Raw genomic sequence first — 18,709 nt, 5'->3', positions numbered from 1 at the left:
CATCAGGCTTTCGCCCATTGTGCAATATTCCCCACTGCTGCCTCCCGTAGGAGTCTGGACCGTGTCTCAGTTCCAGTGTGGCTGATCATCCTCTCAGACCAGCTAGGGATCGTCGCCTTGGTGAGCCATTACCTCACCAACTAGCTAATCCCACCTAGGCATATCTTGACGCGAGAGGCCCGAAGGTCCCCCTCTTTGGCCCGTAGGCATTATGCGGTATTAGCCATCGTTTCCAATGGTTATCCCCCACATCAAGGCAATTTCCTAGGCATTACTCACCCGTCCGCCGCTCGACGCCCTTAACGTCACCCGAAGGGTCAGTTAAGTCGTTTCCGCTCGACTTGCATGTGTTAGGCCTGCCGCCAGCGTTCAATCTGAGCCATGATCAAACTCTTCAATTTAAGATTTTGTGACTCAACGAATACTGACTTCAAAACTAATATTTACCGCTCTTTCGAAAAAGAACAGAAACATGTAATTCTAAAGCTATTACCATTCCAACAGAATGGTAATGAATTGACTGTGCCAAAATTAAGTAAACTTAACTTTGTATTGGTCACTCAGTTCATTGAAATCAATTTTGATTCCGAAGAATCTGTTTTATCTAATGATAAAACGTTTTGATATTCATCAACGAGTGCCCACACAGATTGATAGGTTTAAATTGTTAAAGAGCTTAACTTCTTGAGCGTTCCTTTTAAATAAGGGACCTCTCGAAGTGGACGGTCATTCTAGCGAATTAACATTCAGTGTCAAACACTTTTTGAAAATTAATTTTTTGTCGCTTTCCGTCTTACTGATTCTTGCTGAAGCCTTGTGGCGTCTGCCGTCTCAGTGGTGTCGCATTATAGGGAACCCTCTCAGCTTAGCAACTACTTTTTCATAAAAAATGAATAAATAGGGGTTAACTGCCTAATAGTTCACCTAAACGTAAAAAAGAGAGCATTTCTGCTCTCTTTTTGCTCAAAACCTAAGGGTATTGTTAGATAAATGCGTAAGCATCTGCGTACATATGGTCACGCTTTGCTTCTTTATTCTGAGTAAATAGGTCTCTTGCAGCGCCCGCCATTTCAAAACGACCTGCAATATAGATATCGAAATCAGCTAATGATTCGAAACTTTCCGTAATAGCCTCAAGCACATTACCAGTTTGACCGTGCCAAACTTCCGGTGCTTCTTCTACTACCGGTACAAAGTGCACATTGCTATGCTTTTCTGCAATGCCAACCAGCTCTTCTTTCGCATATAACTGGCACTCATCTTTTGCGCCCCAGTATAGGTAGATCTCTTTCGAGCTATTTTGCGCGATGCAGTGATCAAGAATAGAGCGCACGTAGCTGAAACCCGTGCCACCAGCAATAAGTAATAAAGGGCGATCGCTTTCTTCTTTGATCCAAGCATCTCCGTGTGGAGCATCAATAGCAATATCGCCATCTTCAGCTTGTGCCTTCTTCATCGCTTCAACCACTTCTAGTGCGTAAGCATTATGCTCGGCAGCACCAATATGTAGCTCAAGCTCACCTTCGTGGCGGCAAGGGCTACTTGCGATAGAGAATGGGCGCTTATCTTTCTCGCCCATTTCAACCATCAGGTACTGGCCCGCTTTAAAAGCGACCGGTGTTTCTGGGTGAAGTAGGATTTGGTAAGTATTACAAGCCAAAGGCTCGATAGACTTCACTTTACATTTAATAGTCATGTTCTTCCTCTTACTAACCCTTAATCGGCAAAGGTTAGAACTAAATTACTTTCTGCAAATGCTTGGCAAGCAAAAATCCAGCCTTGTTGCTGCTCTTTCTCTGTGAGCATGGGTTCAAGGTGGTAACTCACTTGCCCTTCTAATTTTTTGCACATACACATTGCGCATGCGCCAACTTGGCAACGGTTTGGGAAATAGATATCGCTGTTGAGCGCAGCATCCAAGACCGTTTGCCCTTTTTCTACTGTGAAACTGATGTTTTCTGGGTATAAGACTACTTGGTAGCTCATGAAATTCCTAGCTGTTCCCAGATGCTATCAATCTTTTTCACAACATCAGGATCTTTTGTGATTGGTACACCCCACTCACGCAAGCATTCACCTTCCCACTTATTGGTCGCATCGAGGCCCATTTTTGAGTGTCCAGTTTCATTCTGTAGGAATAACGTATCTCTGGCCGGATCCATTCTTGTCGTTACCGCCCAAATGATGTCATTCCAATCACTCACATTGACATCGCCGTCACACACGATAACAAACTTGTTCTCATCAAATTGAGACCAAACCGCTTCCATGATTTTCTTGCCATTACCGGCTGCTTGCTTATCAATACACACCACAACCATGCTGGCATTGTCGTTTTGCAGGTGAATATCAATAATTTCAGGGTGAGCCTTGGTTAGCTCAGCCAAGCTACCCTCTATATATTCACTATTTACAGGTGCTGCTTGGACATCTGGCGATAGCGCTAACTCTGCGTCCCACTTCTTAGTGATATCTAGGCCCATCTTAGAACCTAACCCAACCACGGGTGAGGCAAAATCCAATGAATCGATCGGCGTGTTCTCTATCATCAGGCTATCGCGTGACGGATCCATATGTTCGCACATCGCTGCGGTTACTTGAGACCAATCGCGTGCATTCACATCTTCATCGCACACCAATACAAATTTGGTGTACATGAATTGGCGTAAGAAAGACCATACCCCCATCATCACTCGCTTAGCGTGACCTGGGTATTGCTTCTTCATGGTCACTACTGCCATTCGGTACGAACAACCTTCAGGCGGTAGATAGAAATCTTCAATCTCTGGGAACTGCTTTTGAAGAATAGGAACAAACACTTCATTTAGCGCAACCCCCAATACCGCAGGCTCATCCGGTGGACGGCCAGTATAGGTGCTGTGATAGATCGGGTTCTCGCGCATGGTTACATGAGTAATAGTAAACACATGGTGCTTTTCTTTCTCGTTGTAGTAACCAGTATGGTCTCCGTAAGGCCCTTCATCCGCAAATTCATTCGGGTCGATGTAACCTTCCATCACGATTTCCGCACTTGCAGGAACCTCTAAGTCGTTGCTGATTGATTTAACGACCTCAGTTTTACTACCACGTAGTAAACCTGCAAACGCGTACTCAGATAAAGTATCCGGAACTGGCGTAACCGCACCAAGAATGGTAGCTGGGTCGGCACCAAACGCTACCGATACCGGAAATGGTTTACCAGGGTTGGTTTCCATCCAATCGCGCAAATCCAGCGCTCCACCACGGTGGGCTAACCAACGCATGATGATTTTATTCTTACCGATTTTTTGCTGGCGATAGATGCCTAAGTTTTGGCGTTTCTTGTTTGGACCACGAGTAACCGTTAAACCCCATGTTAGTAATGGTGCGACATCGTCAGCCCAACAGCTCATCACCGGAATTTTATCTAGGTCGACGTCATCGCCTTGCCATACCACTTGTTGGCAAGCCGCTTTGCGAAGGCGTTTAGCCGGCATGTTTAAGACTTGCTTAAACACGGGCAGTTTATCAAGAGCGTCTTTAAAGCCTTTTGGTGGCTCTGGTTCTTTTAGGTAAGCAAGCAACTTGCCCACTTCACGCAGCTCTTTGACTTCCTGACGCCCCATACCAATAGCAACCCGGTTAGGTGTACCAAATAGGTTGGTCAAAACAGGCATGTCATAGCCTACTGGATTTTCAAACAAAAGAGCCGGGCCACCAGCACGTAGAGTACGGTCGCTAATCTCGGTCATTTCGTAGTCTGGATCGACTGGGTGAGAAATGCGTTTCAACTGACCAATACTTTCAAGATGGTCGATAAAATCACGTAAATCTTTAAAACTCATAGGGCTTCTACATGCTGATTATTCTGCGCTCAGTATATCAAAAAGGGTGACGCTGAGATCCCCCTTTTTAGTGTGGTTATTGAAAGGCAAAATCCACTTTACGGTAATGCTTGCTCGATCAAAGAGCTCTTCACCTGAGGGTTATCATTGACGAGATCTTGCAACCATCGCGTATGACCTTGTTTGGCAAGTTCACGCGCGACTAAAGGCGCTTCATCGGCAATCGCCATCCTAGAGACAAGAAACTGCTTCACCTCTTCTGATAACGGGTTAACCTTGGTAAGCAAAGTAATCGCTTCATCTTTCAAACGCGGGTTTTTGGTCGCCGCCATCACCTGTTCAAGTGCAAACGTTTGTTTGGTTCCAGCAAGGCGCACTAGCTCAGCTTGGCTATGATAATCGGCCTTCATTCTCCATAGAATTTTGTAGACCTCTGGGTCTTCGCTCACTTGCGCTAATCGAACCACCACCTCAGTAGAAGGTAACCAACTAACAATAGAAGATGCAGTGAGCTGCTTAGTTAGGTAATCAACCGCTTCAGGAGACAAACTGTCTAACTCTCTGATGAGCAGCGCTTCTCGCGTTTGAACTTGATGTTCAGATCCAGATAACCACTCTTTTAGGTCGAGTTCCTGCTTCTCTGCATCTAGTACAAACACCAGTGTCTTCTGATCTTGACGCCACTGTTTGATGAGACGATTAGCTATTGAAGGATAATTAAAGGCAGGTACCGTAAACTCGTAGCCATCTCCACGCTCTAATACTTGATAAGTGGGCGTGATAGCGAGTTGCTGCTCGACGAAGATGGACATCTTAGGTGTGAGTACGGTTTTTTGCTGTTCGAGCTTCTTCAAGAGTTGGTAACGAGCCACCTCTTGTTGGGGAAATGTCAGGCGCTCAAGTGCAAAACGTAGCGAATTGACTTCGTCACGTACGACAAGCTCGAGTAGTTCAGCAGTTTTCAGTTTTACTTGATCATTCTCAAGCCAAGACTCTACTGTAAATGGAGACATCTCGGTGGCATAGCTCATACCAACCGGTGAAAATAACAGTGAAGTAGACAGGAGTAATGATGACAACAGTCCATGTTGCATTTTAACTTCCTTGTAACACTTTTGATCATTCTGCAAGCTGTCGCTACAAAATGCAAATAAAAAGCGCCACCCGAAGGCAGCGCTTATTAAATAACGATCAGCTAATCAATATTACTGACGACGCATTGCGTCAAAGAACTCATCGTTCGTTTTGGTCATTGCTAGCTTATCGATAAGGAATTCCATTGCGTCGATTTCGCCCATTGGGTGAACAATCTTACGCAGAATCCACATCTTCTGTAGTTCATCGTTCTTCGTAAGAAGCTCTTCACGACGAGTACCAGAGCGGTTGAAATCAATCGCTGGGAATACGCGCTTTTCCGCAATCTTACGGTTAAGGTGCAGTTCCATGTTACCTGTGCCTTTGAATTCTTCGTAGATAACTTCATCCATCTTAGAACCAGTATCAACCAGTGCTGTTGCGATGATCGTTAAGCTACCGCCTTCTTCTACGTTACGTGCCGCACCGAAGAAACGCTTTGGACGATGTAGAGCATTCGCATCAACACCACCAGTAAGAACTTTACCTGATGAAGGAATCACAGTGTTGTAAGCACGAGCTAGACGAGTAATAGAATCCAGCAGGATAACCACGTCTTTCTTGTGTTCAACAAGGCGTTTCGCTTTCTCGATAACCATTTCTGCAACTTGTACGTGGCGAGATGCTGGCTCATCGAATGTTGAAGCAACTACTTCGCCTTTAACTAGACGCTGCATTTCAGTTACTTCTTCTGGACGCTCATCGATAAGTAGAACCATTAGTTCACATTCAGGATGGTTACGAGCAATGCTTTGGGCAATGTTTTGCAGAAGCATTGTCTTACCCGCTTTAGGCGGAGCAACAATCAGACCACGCTGACCTTTACCAATAGGAGATGCAAGGTCAAGAATACGGGCCGTAATATCTTCAGTCGCACCATTACCCGCTTCCATCACCATACGTTCGTTGGCGTGAAGAGGAGTAAGGTTTTCGAAAAGAATCTTGTTACGAGCGTTGTCTGGCTTGTCGTAGTTAACCGTGTTTACTTTAAGCAGTGCAAAGTAACGTTCGCCATCTTTAGGTGGACGGATTTTACCGCCAATAGAGTCACCAGTGCGAAGGTTAAAACGACGAATTTGGCTTGGAGATACGTAGATATCATCTGGGCCAGCCAGGTATGAACTGTCGGCGCTACGTAGGAAACCAAAACCGTCTTGAAGAATTTCTAGAACACCATCACCAAAGATGTCTTCACCACTTTTTGCATGCGCTTTAAGGATGGAGAAGATAATGTCTTGTTTTCTTAGGCGAGCTTGATTTTCAAGACCTAAGCTTTCGCTAAGTTTAACAAGCTCAGACACAGGTCTGTTCTTCAGTTCAGTAAGATTCATAGTGGTGGAAGTTTGTTTAGTCAAAATAGGATCTGTTTTCTTAAGTTAAGAAGGATTTGGTCACAGGATCGACCAAGAAGAGAAATTCGTTCAATTAACGTGCGATAAATTAGCACTAAAACTAAGACTAGTCCATAGCTTAGAAAAAACAAAACCGCGCATTTGTTAACTGCACGGTTTCTTTTCAAATGCTGACCTTATTAAAGGTTAGCGTCTAAGAACTCTTTAAGTTGAGTTTTAGATAGTGCACCAACTTTAGTCGCTGCTACGCCACCATCTTTGAAAAGAAGTAGCGTTGGAATACCGCGAATACCAAATTTTGGTGGAGTACCAGCATTTTGGTCGATATTTAATTTACCGATTGTGAGCTTGCCTTCGTACTCGTCTGCGATTTCGTCAAGAATCGGCGCAATCATTTTACATGGACCACACCATTCTGCCCAAAAATCAACAAGAACAGGGCCTGCAGCGTTGATTACATCGTTATCAAAACCGTCATCAGTTAGCTGCAAAATCTTATCACTCATCTTCCACTCCAATGTATTTTTTAGAACTGGTTGGATGATAACCAGTAAATAGATGCCCTATTGGAATGTATTTACTTTCGTATTGCAAGCTTAAGCTGATATTCTATAGCAATGAAAAAGACGCATATCACAGAGCAAAAGTTCGCCGACTTGGATTTACTTCCGCAAGTCATTGAAGGATTGGAGAAAAAAGGGTTCGATTATTGTACCCCTATCCAAGCCTTGGCGCTCCCGGTACTGCTCACCGGCCAAGACATTGCAGGCCAGGCCCAAACGGGTACTGGTAAAACGCTTGCGTTTCTTACTGCTACTTTTAACCACCTGCTAAAAACACCTGAGCATGAAGGGCGTAAGCCTAACCAGCCACGTGCGATTATTATGGCACCAACGCGTGAACTCGCGATTCAGATCTACAACGATGCTGACTCTCTGGTTGAAAGCACAGGTATCAAGGCAGCACTTGCTTACGGTGGCGAAAGCTACGACAAGCAACTAGGTAAGATCGAAGAAGGCGCAGATATCTTAATTGGTACGACTGGCCGCATCATCGATTTCTACAAGCAAAAGGTATTTAACCTTAACCACATTCAAGCCGTTGTTCTTGACGAAGCTGATCGCATGTTCGATCTTGGTTTCATCAAAGACATCCGCTTCTTATTTCGCCGTATGCCTGAGCCAAAAGATCGTCTGAACATGCTGTTCTCTGCGACATTGTCTTACCGCGTACAGGAGCTAGCGTTCGAACACATGCACAACCCAGAGCATGTTGTTGTTGAGCCAGAGCGTAAAACAGGTCACCGTATTCAGGAAGAGCTGTTCTACCCGTCAAACGAACACAAAATGGCACTTCTGCAGACGCTAGTTGAAGAAGAGTGGCCTGAACGCGCTATCATCTTCGCTAACACTAAGCACAAGTGTGAGTCTGTTTGGGGTCACCTAGCTGCAGATGGTCACCGTGTTGGCCTGCTAACTGGCGATGTTCCTCAAAAGAAACGTGAAAAGATTCTTGAGCAATTCACTAAAGGTGATGTTGACCTGCTTGTCGCAACCGACGTTGCAGCACGTGGCCTACACATTCCTCAAGTAACACACGTATTCAACTTCGATCTACCTGATGACTGTGAAGATTACGTTCACCGTATCGGCCGTACCGGTCGTGCTGGTGCAAGTGGTCACTCAATCAGCTTTGCTTGTGAAGATTACGCAATCAACTTGCCACCAATCGAAGAATACATTGAGCACGCTATCCCTGTGTCTGACTACGATGCTTCTGCACTGCTTGAAGATCTACCAACACCATTGCGTTTACGCACACGTAACCCGCAACAACGCCGCTCAAATAACAATGGCCCACGCAACGGCAACCGTAAACCAAACCAGAACCGTCGCCCACGCCAACCGCGTCATAACAAGGAAGCTTAGTCGCTTATGAGTCAAACAGTGTCACCACCGCTTTACGCTGCAATCGACCTCGGGTCGAACAGTTTTCATATGCTCGTTGTGCGTCATATCGATGGCAGCGTACAAACCATGGCTAAAATTAAGCGCAAAGTGCGTTTAGCTGCAGGCTTAGATGAAAATAATGCGCTTAGTACAGAAGCCATGCAGCGCGGTTGGGACTGTTTGAGTCTCTTTGCAGAGCGACTGCAAGATATTCCAAAAGAAAATATCCGCATTGTCGGTACAGCGACCCTACGTACCGCTATCAATGTGGATATCTTTCTTGAGAAAGCGAACCAGATCCTTGGTTACGACATCAATGTTATCTCCGGTGAAGAAGAAGCTGCGACTATCTATAAAGGCGTAGCACACACTTCTGGTGGCAGTGGCCGCCGGCTGGTTGTTGATATTGGTGGCGCAAGCACCGAGATGATCATTGGTGAAGGCTTCTCAGCGAAAGCACTAACCAGCCTAAAGATGGGCTGTGTTACTTGGCTTGAACGCCACTTTAAAGATCGCCAATTAACCGCAACCAACTTTAACAACGCTGTTGAAGCGGCGAAGTCGACGTTGGCTCCTATCCTCGATAGCTACACTGATATCGGATGGGATGTGTGTGTGGGCGCCAGTGGTACCGTTCAGGCACTACAAGAAATCATGTTGGCGCAAGGCATGGATGAAGTAATTACTCATGCCAAACTTAAGCGCCTACAGAAACAAGCGATGATTACTGAGCGCTTGGAAGAGCTAGAAATTGAAGGACTGACTCTTGAACGCGCATTGGTGTTCCCGAGTGGACTTTCAATTCTTATTGCTATTTTTGAGCTGCTTGAAATTGATTCAATGACACTCGCAGGCGGTGCACTCCGTGAAGGCCTAGCCTACGAGATGGTTGATGAGTTGCGCCAAGAAGACATTCGTGCACGTACCATTAAGAGTGTTCAATCACGCTACCAAATGGACGTAAGCTACGGTGAACAAGTTGCTGTAGTCGCACAAACGCTGCTAGAGCAAGCAGGCGCCGAAACGTGGGTTTCAGAACCTCAAGCTGGTGTGCTACTGCAAACGGCAGCTAAGCTTCATGAGATTGGTTTAACCATCGATTTCAAAAAAGGCGGTGAGCACAGCGCATACCTACTGCAGAACTTAGACCTACCAGGCTTTACTCGAGCGCAAAAGCACTACTTGGGTGAGTTAACTCGTCGCTACCGTGAACAGTTAACCTCATTACCAGAGCAGCACGCTATCTCAGGCACCAGCAGCAAGCGTATTTTACGTATTTTGCGTTTAGCTATTTTGTTGACTCACCGTCGCAATCCAGCACTAGAGCCTAAGTTTAAGCTTGCAACCGATGGTAACAATCTGACCTTGACGCTTTCTAAGCAATGGCTAGCAGACAACCCGCTGACCGCTGCTGAGCTAGAGATCGAGTCGAATAGACAAACCGATATTGGCTGGCCATTGAATATTGAATGCCTCTGATATTAGTACCTGACGCTAGGAATTAAAAAAGCCCGAGTTAGTAGACTAACTTGGGCTTTTTCTTATCTTTGCATTAATGCGTTTCTAATCTGATCCTTAAACGTTCACGCCTGTCGCTTTAAAGTCAGGGTTCACAGCCGTTAGCTTTCTAACAATGTAGTTCAGAAGCACGCCGTACATAGGCACGAATAAACCTAAGCTGATGATAAGTTTGAATCCGTAATCGACTAAGGCAATCTCAGTCCAATGCTCGGCCATGAATGGATCTGGGCTTTGGTAGAAAGCAATCGCAAAGAACGCGATGGTATCAATAGCATTACCGAATAACGTTGAGCATGTTGGGGCAACCCACCATTGTTTAAGCTGACGTAGGCGGTTAAAAACATGCACATCCAAGATCTGACCAAGCAAGTAAGCCATGAAGCTCGCCGCGGCGATACGTGCAACAAACAGGTTGAACTCGCCTAGTTGGCTAAACCCTTGGAATGAACCTTCAAAGAATACCACTGACAAGAAATAAGAAACGGCCAGTGCAGGTAGCATCACTAAGAAAATGATTTTACGAGCAAGCTGCGCGCCAAAAATGCGTACGGTCAGATCGGTCGCTAGGAAGATAAACGGGAAAGTGAAAGCACCCCAAGTGGTGTGCATACCGAAAACGGTAAAAGGTAGCTGAACCAGATAGTTGCTTGATGCAATAATGACTAAATGGAACAAAACTAATAATGCTAGGGCTTTGCGCTGTTGCGCAGGGGTAAAGTTACTCATGCTGTACCTTTTTAGTTTGGTTTGGGGGTGAGGGAACCCAAATCGAGTCATTTCTTCGAATAATCTAAGAAAGCTCTTACCAATAATGTGAATTAAAAAATGTATCAAAAAATTGCTCTACTGAGCGGCGGGCGATTATACATTAATCAATATTGGCTGCAACGGTGAGAACAGACGCAAACGTTTATTCTCACTTTTATTGGTGAGCGAAGTTAAAAACCGCGTTTGAAAAGCATCGCGAGATAATCAAACTCTTCTCGGCTTTCTTCAGCGTTTAGCGACTCAAACCAGATTGATTCACTGTAATGTTCAGACTTTAAAAACATCCGACAATCTTCAAAATCAATCAACCAAGAGTGCATGTCAGCGTCCCATTGTTTTTCAACCACAGAAGCGGACAGTAACGCCACCAGCTTTTCACCTAACACTTCATAAGAATCAAAATCAAAACTTGGAGACGTAATCAATAAACGCCCTTCCTCAGCTAAATACTCTCTTAAGCCAAATTCTGTTTGTGTTGTCATGTCCCTATCAACCTTATTCTTTTTCTATGACCTAGTCGTTTTTAGAAGTTAAATGATTCTGCAAACTAACCGTGTGTCGTGATGTGTTCTTGAATCAAATCTAAGAATGGATCTGCGTACTTATCGAGTTTACGCTGACCAACACCGTTAACCGCCAACATCTCACCGTATGAGGTTGGCAGTACTTCGGCCATATCAATCAGAGTCGCGTCACTGAATACCACATAAGGTGGCAAACCATCTTCATCAGCAATCGACTTACGCAGCTTACGCAGTTTGGAAAACAGCTTCTTATCGTAATTCTTGCTACTCAGTTTATCGGACTTAGCATTGCGCACTGCCGTGTCTAAACGAGGCACTGCCAGCTCCAAAAACATCTCACCACGCAGTAGCGGACGGGCTTCTTCTGTTAACTGTAACGTCGAGTTACGGGTGATATTCTGGAACAACAAGCCCTTGTGAATTAACTGACGGAAGATACTGATCCAGTAGTCGTGGCTGTGATCGCGGCCAATGCCGTAAGTAGACAGCTTGTCATGACCATTATCGCGGACACGGATGTTCTGCATACCGCGCATCACTTCAACCACATAGCCCATACCAAACGACTGATTCACACGGTACACACAAGACAATGCCTTCTGCGCCTCTTGGGTCGCATCAAAATGCTTAGGTGGGTCGAGACAGATATCGCAGTTGCCACATTGCTTCTCACGATATTCACCAAAGTAGTTAAGCAGAACCTGACGACGACAGGTTTGTGCTTCAGCAAAGGCACTCATCGCGTTCAGCTTGTGCATCTCAACTTGTTTTTGCGGGCCTTCTTCTTTCTCATCCAACATACGACGCAGCCAACCCATATCAGCAGGGTCAAACAGCATCATGGCTTCAGCAGGCAAGCCATCACGACCAGCACGGCCAGTCTCTTGATAGTAAGACTCAATGTTGCGTGGAATATCAAAGTGCACCACAAAGCGAACGTTGGGTTTGTTGATACCCATACCAAACGCCACGGTTGCAACAACGATCTGGATATCATCACGTTGGAAGGCTTCTTGAACGTAAGCGCGCTCATCGGTGTCCATGCCTGCGTGATAACCCGCAGCACGAATACCGTTGTTACACAGCTTCTCGGTCACCATTTCTACTTTCTTACGACTACCACAGTAGATGATGCCGCAATTGCCCTTTTGTGTTTCTAAGTAGCGAACCACCTGTGACACGGGCTTATGCTTCTCAACTAGGTTATAGCGAATGTTAGGACGGTCAAAACTACCCAAGTAGGTATGTGGATCCACCAGCTGCAGGCGCGAGATAATATCTTTACGTGTTGCATCGTCAGCGGTTGCCGTCAGCGCCATATAAGGCACATGCGGGAAATACTGTTTAAGTTGACCTAATGATGCGTACTCAGGGCGAAAGTCGTGACCCCATTGAGAGATACAGTGCGCCTCATCCACCGCAATCATCGAAAGCGGTAAACCTTGAAGACGTTCGATAAAGTCGCGCATCAACACACGCTCTGGCGACACATAAACCATCTTCAATTGGCCCGAATTCATGCGATTGAACACACTCATCAGTTGGTCTCGTGGCATTGAAGAGTTAATGCACTCAGCCGCAACACCGTTCGCCTTCAATTGATCGACCTGGTCTTTCATAAGAGAGATCAACGGTGAGATAACCAGAGTGAGCCCTTCACGAACCAAAGCAGGAATCTGGTAACACAGTGATTTACCACCACCGGTTGGCATAATCACCAAGCTGTCTCGGCCTTCAACGGCCAGGTCAATGACCTCTTGCTGACCATCGCGAAAGCTTTGATAACCAAACACATCTTGTAAGATGGTTTGCGCATCATTCGCGGGAGTTGGTATTTGCTCAGCAATCAGAGTGGCGGTCATTGTGGTTCCTAATCGAGGTATGAAATCAGCAAGCATCTTCGGCAAGCAAGTCGCACATTGTAGAGGGGAACGCTGGCGAATTAAACCGCAAATTGTTAGGTGAAAAGGGTTATCGCTCCTATACTGACCAACTCTCTTATAAATCTTATTAATAAGCACTCTGTGCTAGAGAAAGATGCATGACTCCAGAAGAACAACAACGTACGCGCCAAGGTATTTTGCTTGCTATCGGTGCTTACACCATGTGGGGTATCGCCCCTATATATTTCAAATCTTTAAGTGACGTTTCCCCGTTAGAGATCCTTAGCCACCGTGTAGTATGGTCTTTTTTCCTACTCGCTTTTTTACTACACATTGGCCGCAGCTGGCGTAAAGTGCGCGACACCTTGACATCAAAACCAAAAATGCTCTATTTGGTAGCGACCTCTACTTTAGTGGGTGCCAACTGGCTGATCTTTATCTGGGCGGTCAACTCCAATCACATGCTTGATGCCAGTTTGGGGTATTACATCAACCCGCTAATTAACGTGTTGCTCGGTATGCTCTTCCTAGGCGAACGCTTGCGTAAACTACAATGGTTTGCGGTTGGTCTGGCTGCCATTGGTGTATTAGTCCAACTGATTGCATTTGGCTCAGTGCCGATCGTCGCCATTGCCCTAGCCTTCAGCTTTGGTTTTTATGGTTTGCTACGTAAGAAAGTCAGCTTAGAAGCGCAAACGGGGTTGTTCATTGAAACTCTGGTGATGCTACCTCTCGCAGCTACCTACTTACTGTTTATTGCTGATAGCCCAACTTCAGACTTATCGATGAACCCGATGCAACTCAACCTATTACTGGTTGCAGCAGGTGTTATTACAACCATTCCACTACTGTGTTTTACTGGCGCTGCAACTCGCTTGAAGCTATCGACACTCGGTTTCTTCCAGTACATCGGCCCAAGTTTGATGCTACTGCTGGCCGTGCTGATTTATGGAGAAGCATTCACCCAAGATAAAGTAGTCACCTTCGCCTTTATCTGGGGTGCGCTGCTTGTCTTTACCTTTGATGCGTATCGAGCGAATAAAAAGAGTAAAAGGCAGCTCTAACCTCAAGTGTATAATCAACCTAAACATCAACTCAGAGCTTGGGGATCACGCCAAGCTCTCCCCCCTTTAGCTATAAACCCTGCTACAACCCATTCACCACAGATGACTCAAAGTAACTCCAAGTGACATTCATAGAACTGATCTATCCAATAAATTCATACATTTAGATGGCATTCCACTTCAACATTCCAATATGCAACACCGAGCATTTCATCGGAGTTTTTACACAGGTTCACACTCTCGGGAAGCCCTCAACTTCTAACTAGATTCATCTCCTTTTAGCAACTAACTCTTAATACACCCGAAATATAAATGGAAACCAGCTATTCATTTTCTGGGGACCACTATTTGGCTAGAGGAAATCATATGGATAACTTAACTCACCAACAGGCTTCTCGATTCTTAGACTTGGCAACCATGGGTGTTCGTCAATCCGAGCTAAATGCGTTTAAAGAACAAGACAATCGCTCTTATTGGATAGATCAACAAATCGGCACACCACATATGCGCCACCTTGATCGTACTTATCACCAAGCAAATCGTAGAAATCTCAGTAACCCAAATCAAGATTGCCGTGTCGGCGCATGGTTTGATATTGCATTATGGGACGAGGCGCAGCTTCGTCAACGCGTGGCCTTTGCACTAAGCCAAATATTTGTAGTCAGTGAAAAAGACGCCAATCTCGCCACCGATCCAGAAGCGTTAGCAAACTACTATGACTTGCTTGCCGACAATGCCTTTGAATCATTTGCTACGCTACTTAAGCGCATCACTCTCTCTCCTGCTATGGGACAGTATCTCACCATGAATGGTAATAAACCGGAAAGCGTGACCGGACAAGCACCCGATCAGAACTACGCCAGAGAAGTCATGCAACTTTTTACCATTGGGCTTTATGAGTTAAACCAAGATGGAACTCAAGCCACTTACCCGGATGGTAGCGTTATCGAGACGTATGATGATGTCGATGTTGAAGGAGCTGCAAGAGTCTTTACCGGTTGGGATATCACCAATAACAACACGCTTGAGCCCATGACAGCAGACAACTCACTGCATGACATGGATGAAAAATGGGTACTTGGTCAGTATTACCCTCCCGGCCAAACTGCTGAAGAAGATCTTGACCAATTTATTGCCCAAATAACCACCCATGCCAATGTCGCGCCTTTTATTTCAATAATGCTGATTAAACAGTTAACGACCTCCAACCCAACTCAAGCGTACGTTTCTCGCGTATCCGCTGAATTTATTAATTCAGGTGGAAATTTAGGCTCAGTGATCAAAGCAATTTTAACCGATTCAGAGTTACTCAAAACCAGTGATATCAATGTCACCAAAGTCAGAGAGCCTATCCTAGCGATGACTTATCTCTATAGAGCAATGGAAGCGTACGTAGGTGGCAGCGGAGATATTGTTTATGACCCAATGAACTATAAAGAAAGCTTTAATCAGTACCCACTTGGGTCTAATTCGGTATTTAATTTTTATCAGCCGAGTCACAGCCCACAAGGCGCGCTTGCAGATGCAGGCCTAACCGCACCCGAGCTAGAGATTATTGACTGGAATCAACTGATCGACATGAACAACATCTTCTATCGAACCTTACTGGATTTCGGTCAAAATCGAGGCAACAGCAGTAACGGTAAAGAGCTGTATATTGCCCCAACTGACTTAGAGGGTATGGCGAGAGCAGAAAGCAAAGACGAGCTACTACAAGCAATCAACCTGAGAATTTTAAATGGTCAAGCATCCCAAGAAGTCACCGCTCTTCTAACCGCTGTCTATAACGGACACGGCAATAAATATTACGCAGTACCCAAGATGCTGTTCATGGCGTTCATTTCACCCGATTTCATGGTTCAGGAGTAGATTATGTCAATTACACGCAGAAGCTTTCTCAAAGGTGCATCAGGTACAGCCGTATCAGGGATGGTACCACTCTCTTTATCTATTCCAGTCAGCAGTGCCTTTGCGAATGAGCAAGGTGGATATAAAGCGTTGGTCTTCCTTTTCTTACATGGAGGAAATGACTCGTTCAATATGATCGTGCCTACCGACGCTAAAAACAAAAATAACTACCGAGCCGCAAGACCAAATATTCAACTTGCTGACTCTGAAATCTTAGCGATTCCAAGTACTGAATCGGGTCAAGCACTTGGTATCAATTCTCGTATGTCTAATTTAGCTAATATGATGAATTTGGGACAAGCAGCCACCGTAGTAAACGTGGGACCATTGGTTGAGCCCACCAATAAGTCTAATCTCTACGATGTGCGAAAGCCGTCTAACCTTGGGGCTCACAACAAGCAACAAGCCGCTTGGCAGTCGAGTTGGGGCGAAAATGGTTACCATAGCTATGGTTGGGCCGGGATGATGATGGATGTGCTTCGCAGTGAAACAGCAATCATTTCCGACTCCATTTCATTTGCTGGAAATGAACTATTAACTGGCGCAAACTCCAAAGATATCTCAATGTCTTCTGGTGGAGTGAGAGCTATGGATGCTCTTGGGCATTCAAGTGCAATAAACAATAACTTCATCAAATTGGTTAATGCACCTTACGGTTCACCGTTCAAACAAGAGTACACAAAACGGCTGAAAGGCATATTAGATTTTCAGCAGGAGATCCAACTCGTGCTCGATTCATACCCAGGAGACAGCTCCATTCCAAGTAGCTCACTAGGATCACAGCTCAGAATGGTCAGACGCATGATACAAGCATCATCGGATCTCGGTCATAGCCGTCAGGTGTTTTTCGTCAATATTGGTGGGTTTGATAACCACAGCAGTCAGAGAGGACGTCACGATGGTTTGCTTTCAACCATTGACCAAGCCGTTAGCGCTTTCCATACCTCTCTTGCTGAACTTGGTTTGGAAGACAGTGTTGTGACATCGACCATGTCAGATTTTGGACGAACCATAGAAAACAACAGTAAATCAGGCACTGACCATGGTTGGGGAAGTAATCAGCTAGTGGTCGGTAATGCCGTCAATGGAGGTAACAGCTATGGACGATACCCCGAATTTATCAAAGACGGTCAAGATGCTTGGGGCAATAAATTTATCCCGGGCCAATCCTCAGAACAGCTTGCTGCGACCTTATGCCGTTGGATGGGGTTAAGTGAACAAGGTGTGGATGTCATTTTCCCATCGCTTTCGCCAGCCAACAGCAACCCATTTGCTAGTCGATATCTTGGCGTTCTGGGAGACTATCATCAGGAAGGGCAGGAAACCGAACTATCCATTGCTAACGTCAGTGCTACGGAAACTCGCGCCGACCATACACCGCAAATGGCCGTAGACGGAGACAGTACAACCAAGTGGACGGCGAAAGGGCAAGGTATTCAATATCTAATTGAACTTAGCAGCACTGCGAACGTCACTAAGCTCCTCTACTCCCAAGCTAAAGGAGATGTTCGACAATACCTATTTGATCTCGAAGTGAGTAGCGATGGCATTAACTTCGATCTGGTAACCAACGTCTTGACGCCTGGAACCACAACCAGTTTGGTGGAACAAGCCGTGAATAGAGCATCGGTTAAGTTTATTCGCCTCACTTGTAACGGTAATAATGGCGATGTTTCAAGCTTAGTTCTATGGAATAACTTCCAAGAACTCAAAGTGGCCGGTTATTAGTATCACGACACTTCAATAATCAGACAAAGCTTTTATTCTCTTTCCCTTTAAAGGATCGACCCTATAAAAACTCAGTCAGAAACCACTAGCACTGATCGTTTTTTACAAGACAATTTCGAAATACGAAGATAAGCTTGGTTGAATTGATGACTATTTAACCAAGCTTTTTTGTACCATGGATAAAGTCCACTATTACTCCACCCCAACAGATGATATCAGCCTGATCCAAGCTCAATACCAAGAGTTTGCCTTTCAGCGCCACTATCATTTGGACTTTCACATTGGTTTAATTACCCAAGGGCAGCAAAAATTCGCCTATAAAGGGACTAGCCATCATGTTGGCGCAGGCCAAGTTGTCATCATGCCACCCGATGAACTGCATGATGGGCATTCCAAACTCGATTCGGGTTATCAAGTCAGCGTGTTCGCAGTTTCTCCCCAGTGGTTTCAAGATCTTGCCGATCCCAAGCAAAATGGTCACACATTAGGCTTTTCTGAGTTAATCCTCTCCGATCAAGCTGCATTTTCACAATTACGCAACCTACACGGTCTGTTAATCAATCAAAACATCAGCCAACTCGCTCAAGATTGCTTACCATTCGAGGGATTCTCGACGATTGTCGATCGTTATGCGAAATTTGGATCCAAGAGCGACATCAAATTGGGTAATCAATCGATTGATACGCTAAAAGACTATTTGATGGCAAATTTGGATCAGCCAGTGCGATTAGAACAACTGTCTAAGCTGTGCGGCTTAACCACAACTCAATTCCAACGCCACTTTAAAAACAGAATGGGCATCACGCCATACGCATGGCTGAGCCGCTTACGTATGGAGCAGAGCATGCGCCTGATTAAATCTGGGATATGTGGTACCAAAGTCGCGTACCAAGTGGGCTTCTATGATCAAGCACACTTCTCCAAAGCATTCAAAACTACATTCGGCGTCCCGCCCTCACAAATCAACTAAGTGTTGATAATTTACAATTGCTCGATTTCAAATCACGGTAAGCTACGCTCAATACGATTACTTATTTAAAAATAGCGGCAGCGT

The 18,709-nt window shown here is 45.3% G+C and carries 15 protein-coding genes and 1 rRNA gene; 6 read left to right on the top strand and 10 right to left on the bottom strand.

Annotation, left to right across the window (positions count from 1 at the left end):
- From L4C44_RS22345 to trxA, 7 genes are all read right to left on the bottom strand, one after another.
- Nucleotides 1-401: ribosomal RNA gene (locus L4C44_RS22345) — 16S ribosomal RNA — on the bottom strand; the annotation flags it as partial.
- A gap of 581 nt (nucleotides 402-982) precedes the next feature.
- Nucleotides 983-1,696, bottom strand: a complete 714-nt coding sequence (fre, locus tag L4C44_RS22340) for an NAD(P)H-flavin reductase (RefSeq protein ID WP_146491413.1) — start codon at nucleotides 1,694-1,696, stop codon at nucleotides 983-985.
- Between the two features lie 20 nt (nucleotides 1,697-1,716).
- Nucleotides 1,717-1,986 carry a 2Fe-2S iron-sulfur cluster-binding protein gene (locus L4C44_RS22335; protein ID WP_008224727.1) on the bottom strand — a complete coding sequence of 90 codons (270 nt, stop codon included), beginning with the start codon at nucleotides 1,984-1,986 and terminating at the stop codon, nucleotides 1,717-1,719.
- Nucleotides 1,983-3,824: a 4-hydroxy-3-polyprenylbenzoate decarboxylase gene (gene ubiD / locus L4C44_RS22330; RefSeq protein WP_428805729.1), complete on the bottom strand. Its 1,842-nt coding sequence runs from the start codon at nucleotides 3,822-3,824 to the stop codon at nucleotides 1,983-1,985. Before ubiD ends, L4C44_RS22335 begins: the two co-directional genes overlap by 4 nt.
- Before the next feature lie 98 nt (nucleotides 3,825-3,922).
- Entirely contained in the window at nucleotides 3,923-4,918 is a 996-nt protein-coding gene (locus L4C44_RS22325) for a hypothetical protein (RefSeq protein WP_146491415.1), read from the bottom strand.
- A gap of 111 nt (nucleotides 4,919-5,029) precedes the next feature.
- Complete coding sequence (gene rho / locus L4C44_RS22320) at nucleotides 5,030-6,289, bottom strand: transcription termination factor Rho (protein WP_017062978.1); 1,260 nt, start codon at nucleotides 6,287-6,289, stop codon at nucleotides 5,030-5,032.
- 200 nt (nucleotides 6,290-6,489) lie between these two features.
- Nucleotides 6,490-6,816 (bottom strand): thioredoxin TrxA, encoded by a 327-nt coding sequence (gene trxA, locus L4C44_RS22315; protein ID WP_010440700.1) that lies wholly within the window; start codon nucleotides 6,814-6,816, stop codon nucleotides 6,490-6,492.
- A 111-nt stretch (nucleotides 6,817-6,927) separates the two neighbouring features.
- Here trxA and rhlB point away from each other — a divergent pair, with 111 nt between their 5' ends.
- Together rhlB and gppA are read left to right on the top strand one after the other, a co-directional pair.
- Complete coding sequence (gene rhlB, locus L4C44_RS22310; protein ID WP_428805728.1) at nucleotides 6,928-8,238, top strand: ATP-dependent RNA helicase RhlB; 1,311 nt, start codon at nucleotides 6,928-6,930, stop codon at nucleotides 8,236-8,238.
- 6 nt (nucleotides 8,239-8,244) lie between these two features.
- Nucleotides 8,245-9,738: a guanosine-5'-triphosphate,3'-diphosphate diphosphatase gene (gene gppA / locus L4C44_RS22305; protein WP_428805727.1), complete on the top strand. Its 1,494-nt coding sequence runs from the start codon at nucleotides 8,245-8,247 to the stop codon at nucleotides 9,736-9,738.
- Nucleotides 9,739-9,834: 96 nt separating this feature from the next.
- Here the strand turns inward: gppA and L4C44_RS22300 are convergent, their stop codons facing one another.
- From L4C44_RS22300 to recQ, 3 genes are all read right to left on the bottom strand, one after another.
- Nucleotides 9,835-10,506, bottom strand: coding sequence for a 7-cyano-7-deazaguanine/7-aminomethyl-7-deazaguanine transporter (locus tag L4C44_RS22300; protein ID WP_048613244.1), 672 nt, complete (start codon nucleotides 10,504-10,506; stop codon nucleotides 9,835-9,837).
- Nucleotides 10,507-10,718: 212 nt separating this feature from the next.
- Nucleotides 10,719-11,030 (bottom strand): DUF3630 family protein, encoded by a 312-nt coding sequence (locus L4C44_RS22295; protein WP_428805726.1) that lies wholly within the window; start codon nucleotides 11,028-11,030, stop codon nucleotides 10,719-10,721.
- 65 nt (nucleotides 11,031-11,095) lie between these two features.
- Nucleotides 11,096-12,934, bottom strand: coding sequence for an ATP-dependent DNA helicase RecQ (recQ, locus tag L4C44_RS22290; protein ID WP_428805725.1), 1,839 nt, complete (start codon nucleotides 12,932-12,934; stop codon nucleotides 11,096-11,098).
- A 179-nt stretch (nucleotides 12,935-13,113) separates the two neighbouring features.
- On the opposite strand from recQ, the gene rarD reads away from it, so the two are divergent.
- From rarD to L4C44_RS22270, 4 genes are all read left to right on the top strand, one after another.
- Complete coding sequence (gene rarD / locus L4C44_RS22285; RefSeq protein ID WP_146491417.1) at nucleotides 13,114-14,019, top strand: EamA family transporter RarD; 906 nt, start codon at nucleotides 13,114-13,116, stop codon at nucleotides 14,017-14,019.
- Between the two features lie 366 nt (nucleotides 14,020-14,385).
- Entirely contained in the window at nucleotides 14,386-15,888 is a 1,503-nt protein-coding gene (locus L4C44_RS22280) for a DUF1800 family protein (RefSeq protein ID WP_146491418.1), read from the top strand.
- Nucleotides 15,889-15,891: 3 nt separating this feature from the next.
- Nucleotides 15,892-17,655, top strand: a complete 1,764-nt coding sequence (locus tag L4C44_RS22275; RefSeq protein WP_428805724.1) for a DUF1501 domain-containing protein — start codon at nucleotides 15,892-15,894, stop codon at nucleotides 17,653-17,655.
- Between the two features lie 175 nt (nucleotides 17,656-17,830).
- Complete coding sequence (locus tag L4C44_RS22270; RefSeq protein WP_428805723.1) at nucleotides 17,831-18,625, top strand: helix-turn-helix transcriptional regulator; 795 nt, start codon at nucleotides 17,831-17,833, stop codon at nucleotides 18,623-18,625.
- The last annotated feature ends 84 nt before the right edge of the window (nucleotides 18,626-18,709 follow it).

This window comes from Vibrio satsumensis, from assembly GCF_050337435.1.
Taxonomy (GTDB): Bacteria; Pseudomonadota; Gammaproteobacteria; order Enterobacterales; family Vibrionaceae; genus Vibrio; species Vibrio satsumensis.
This window is presented reverse-complemented; position numbering and strand designations above follow the sequence as displayed.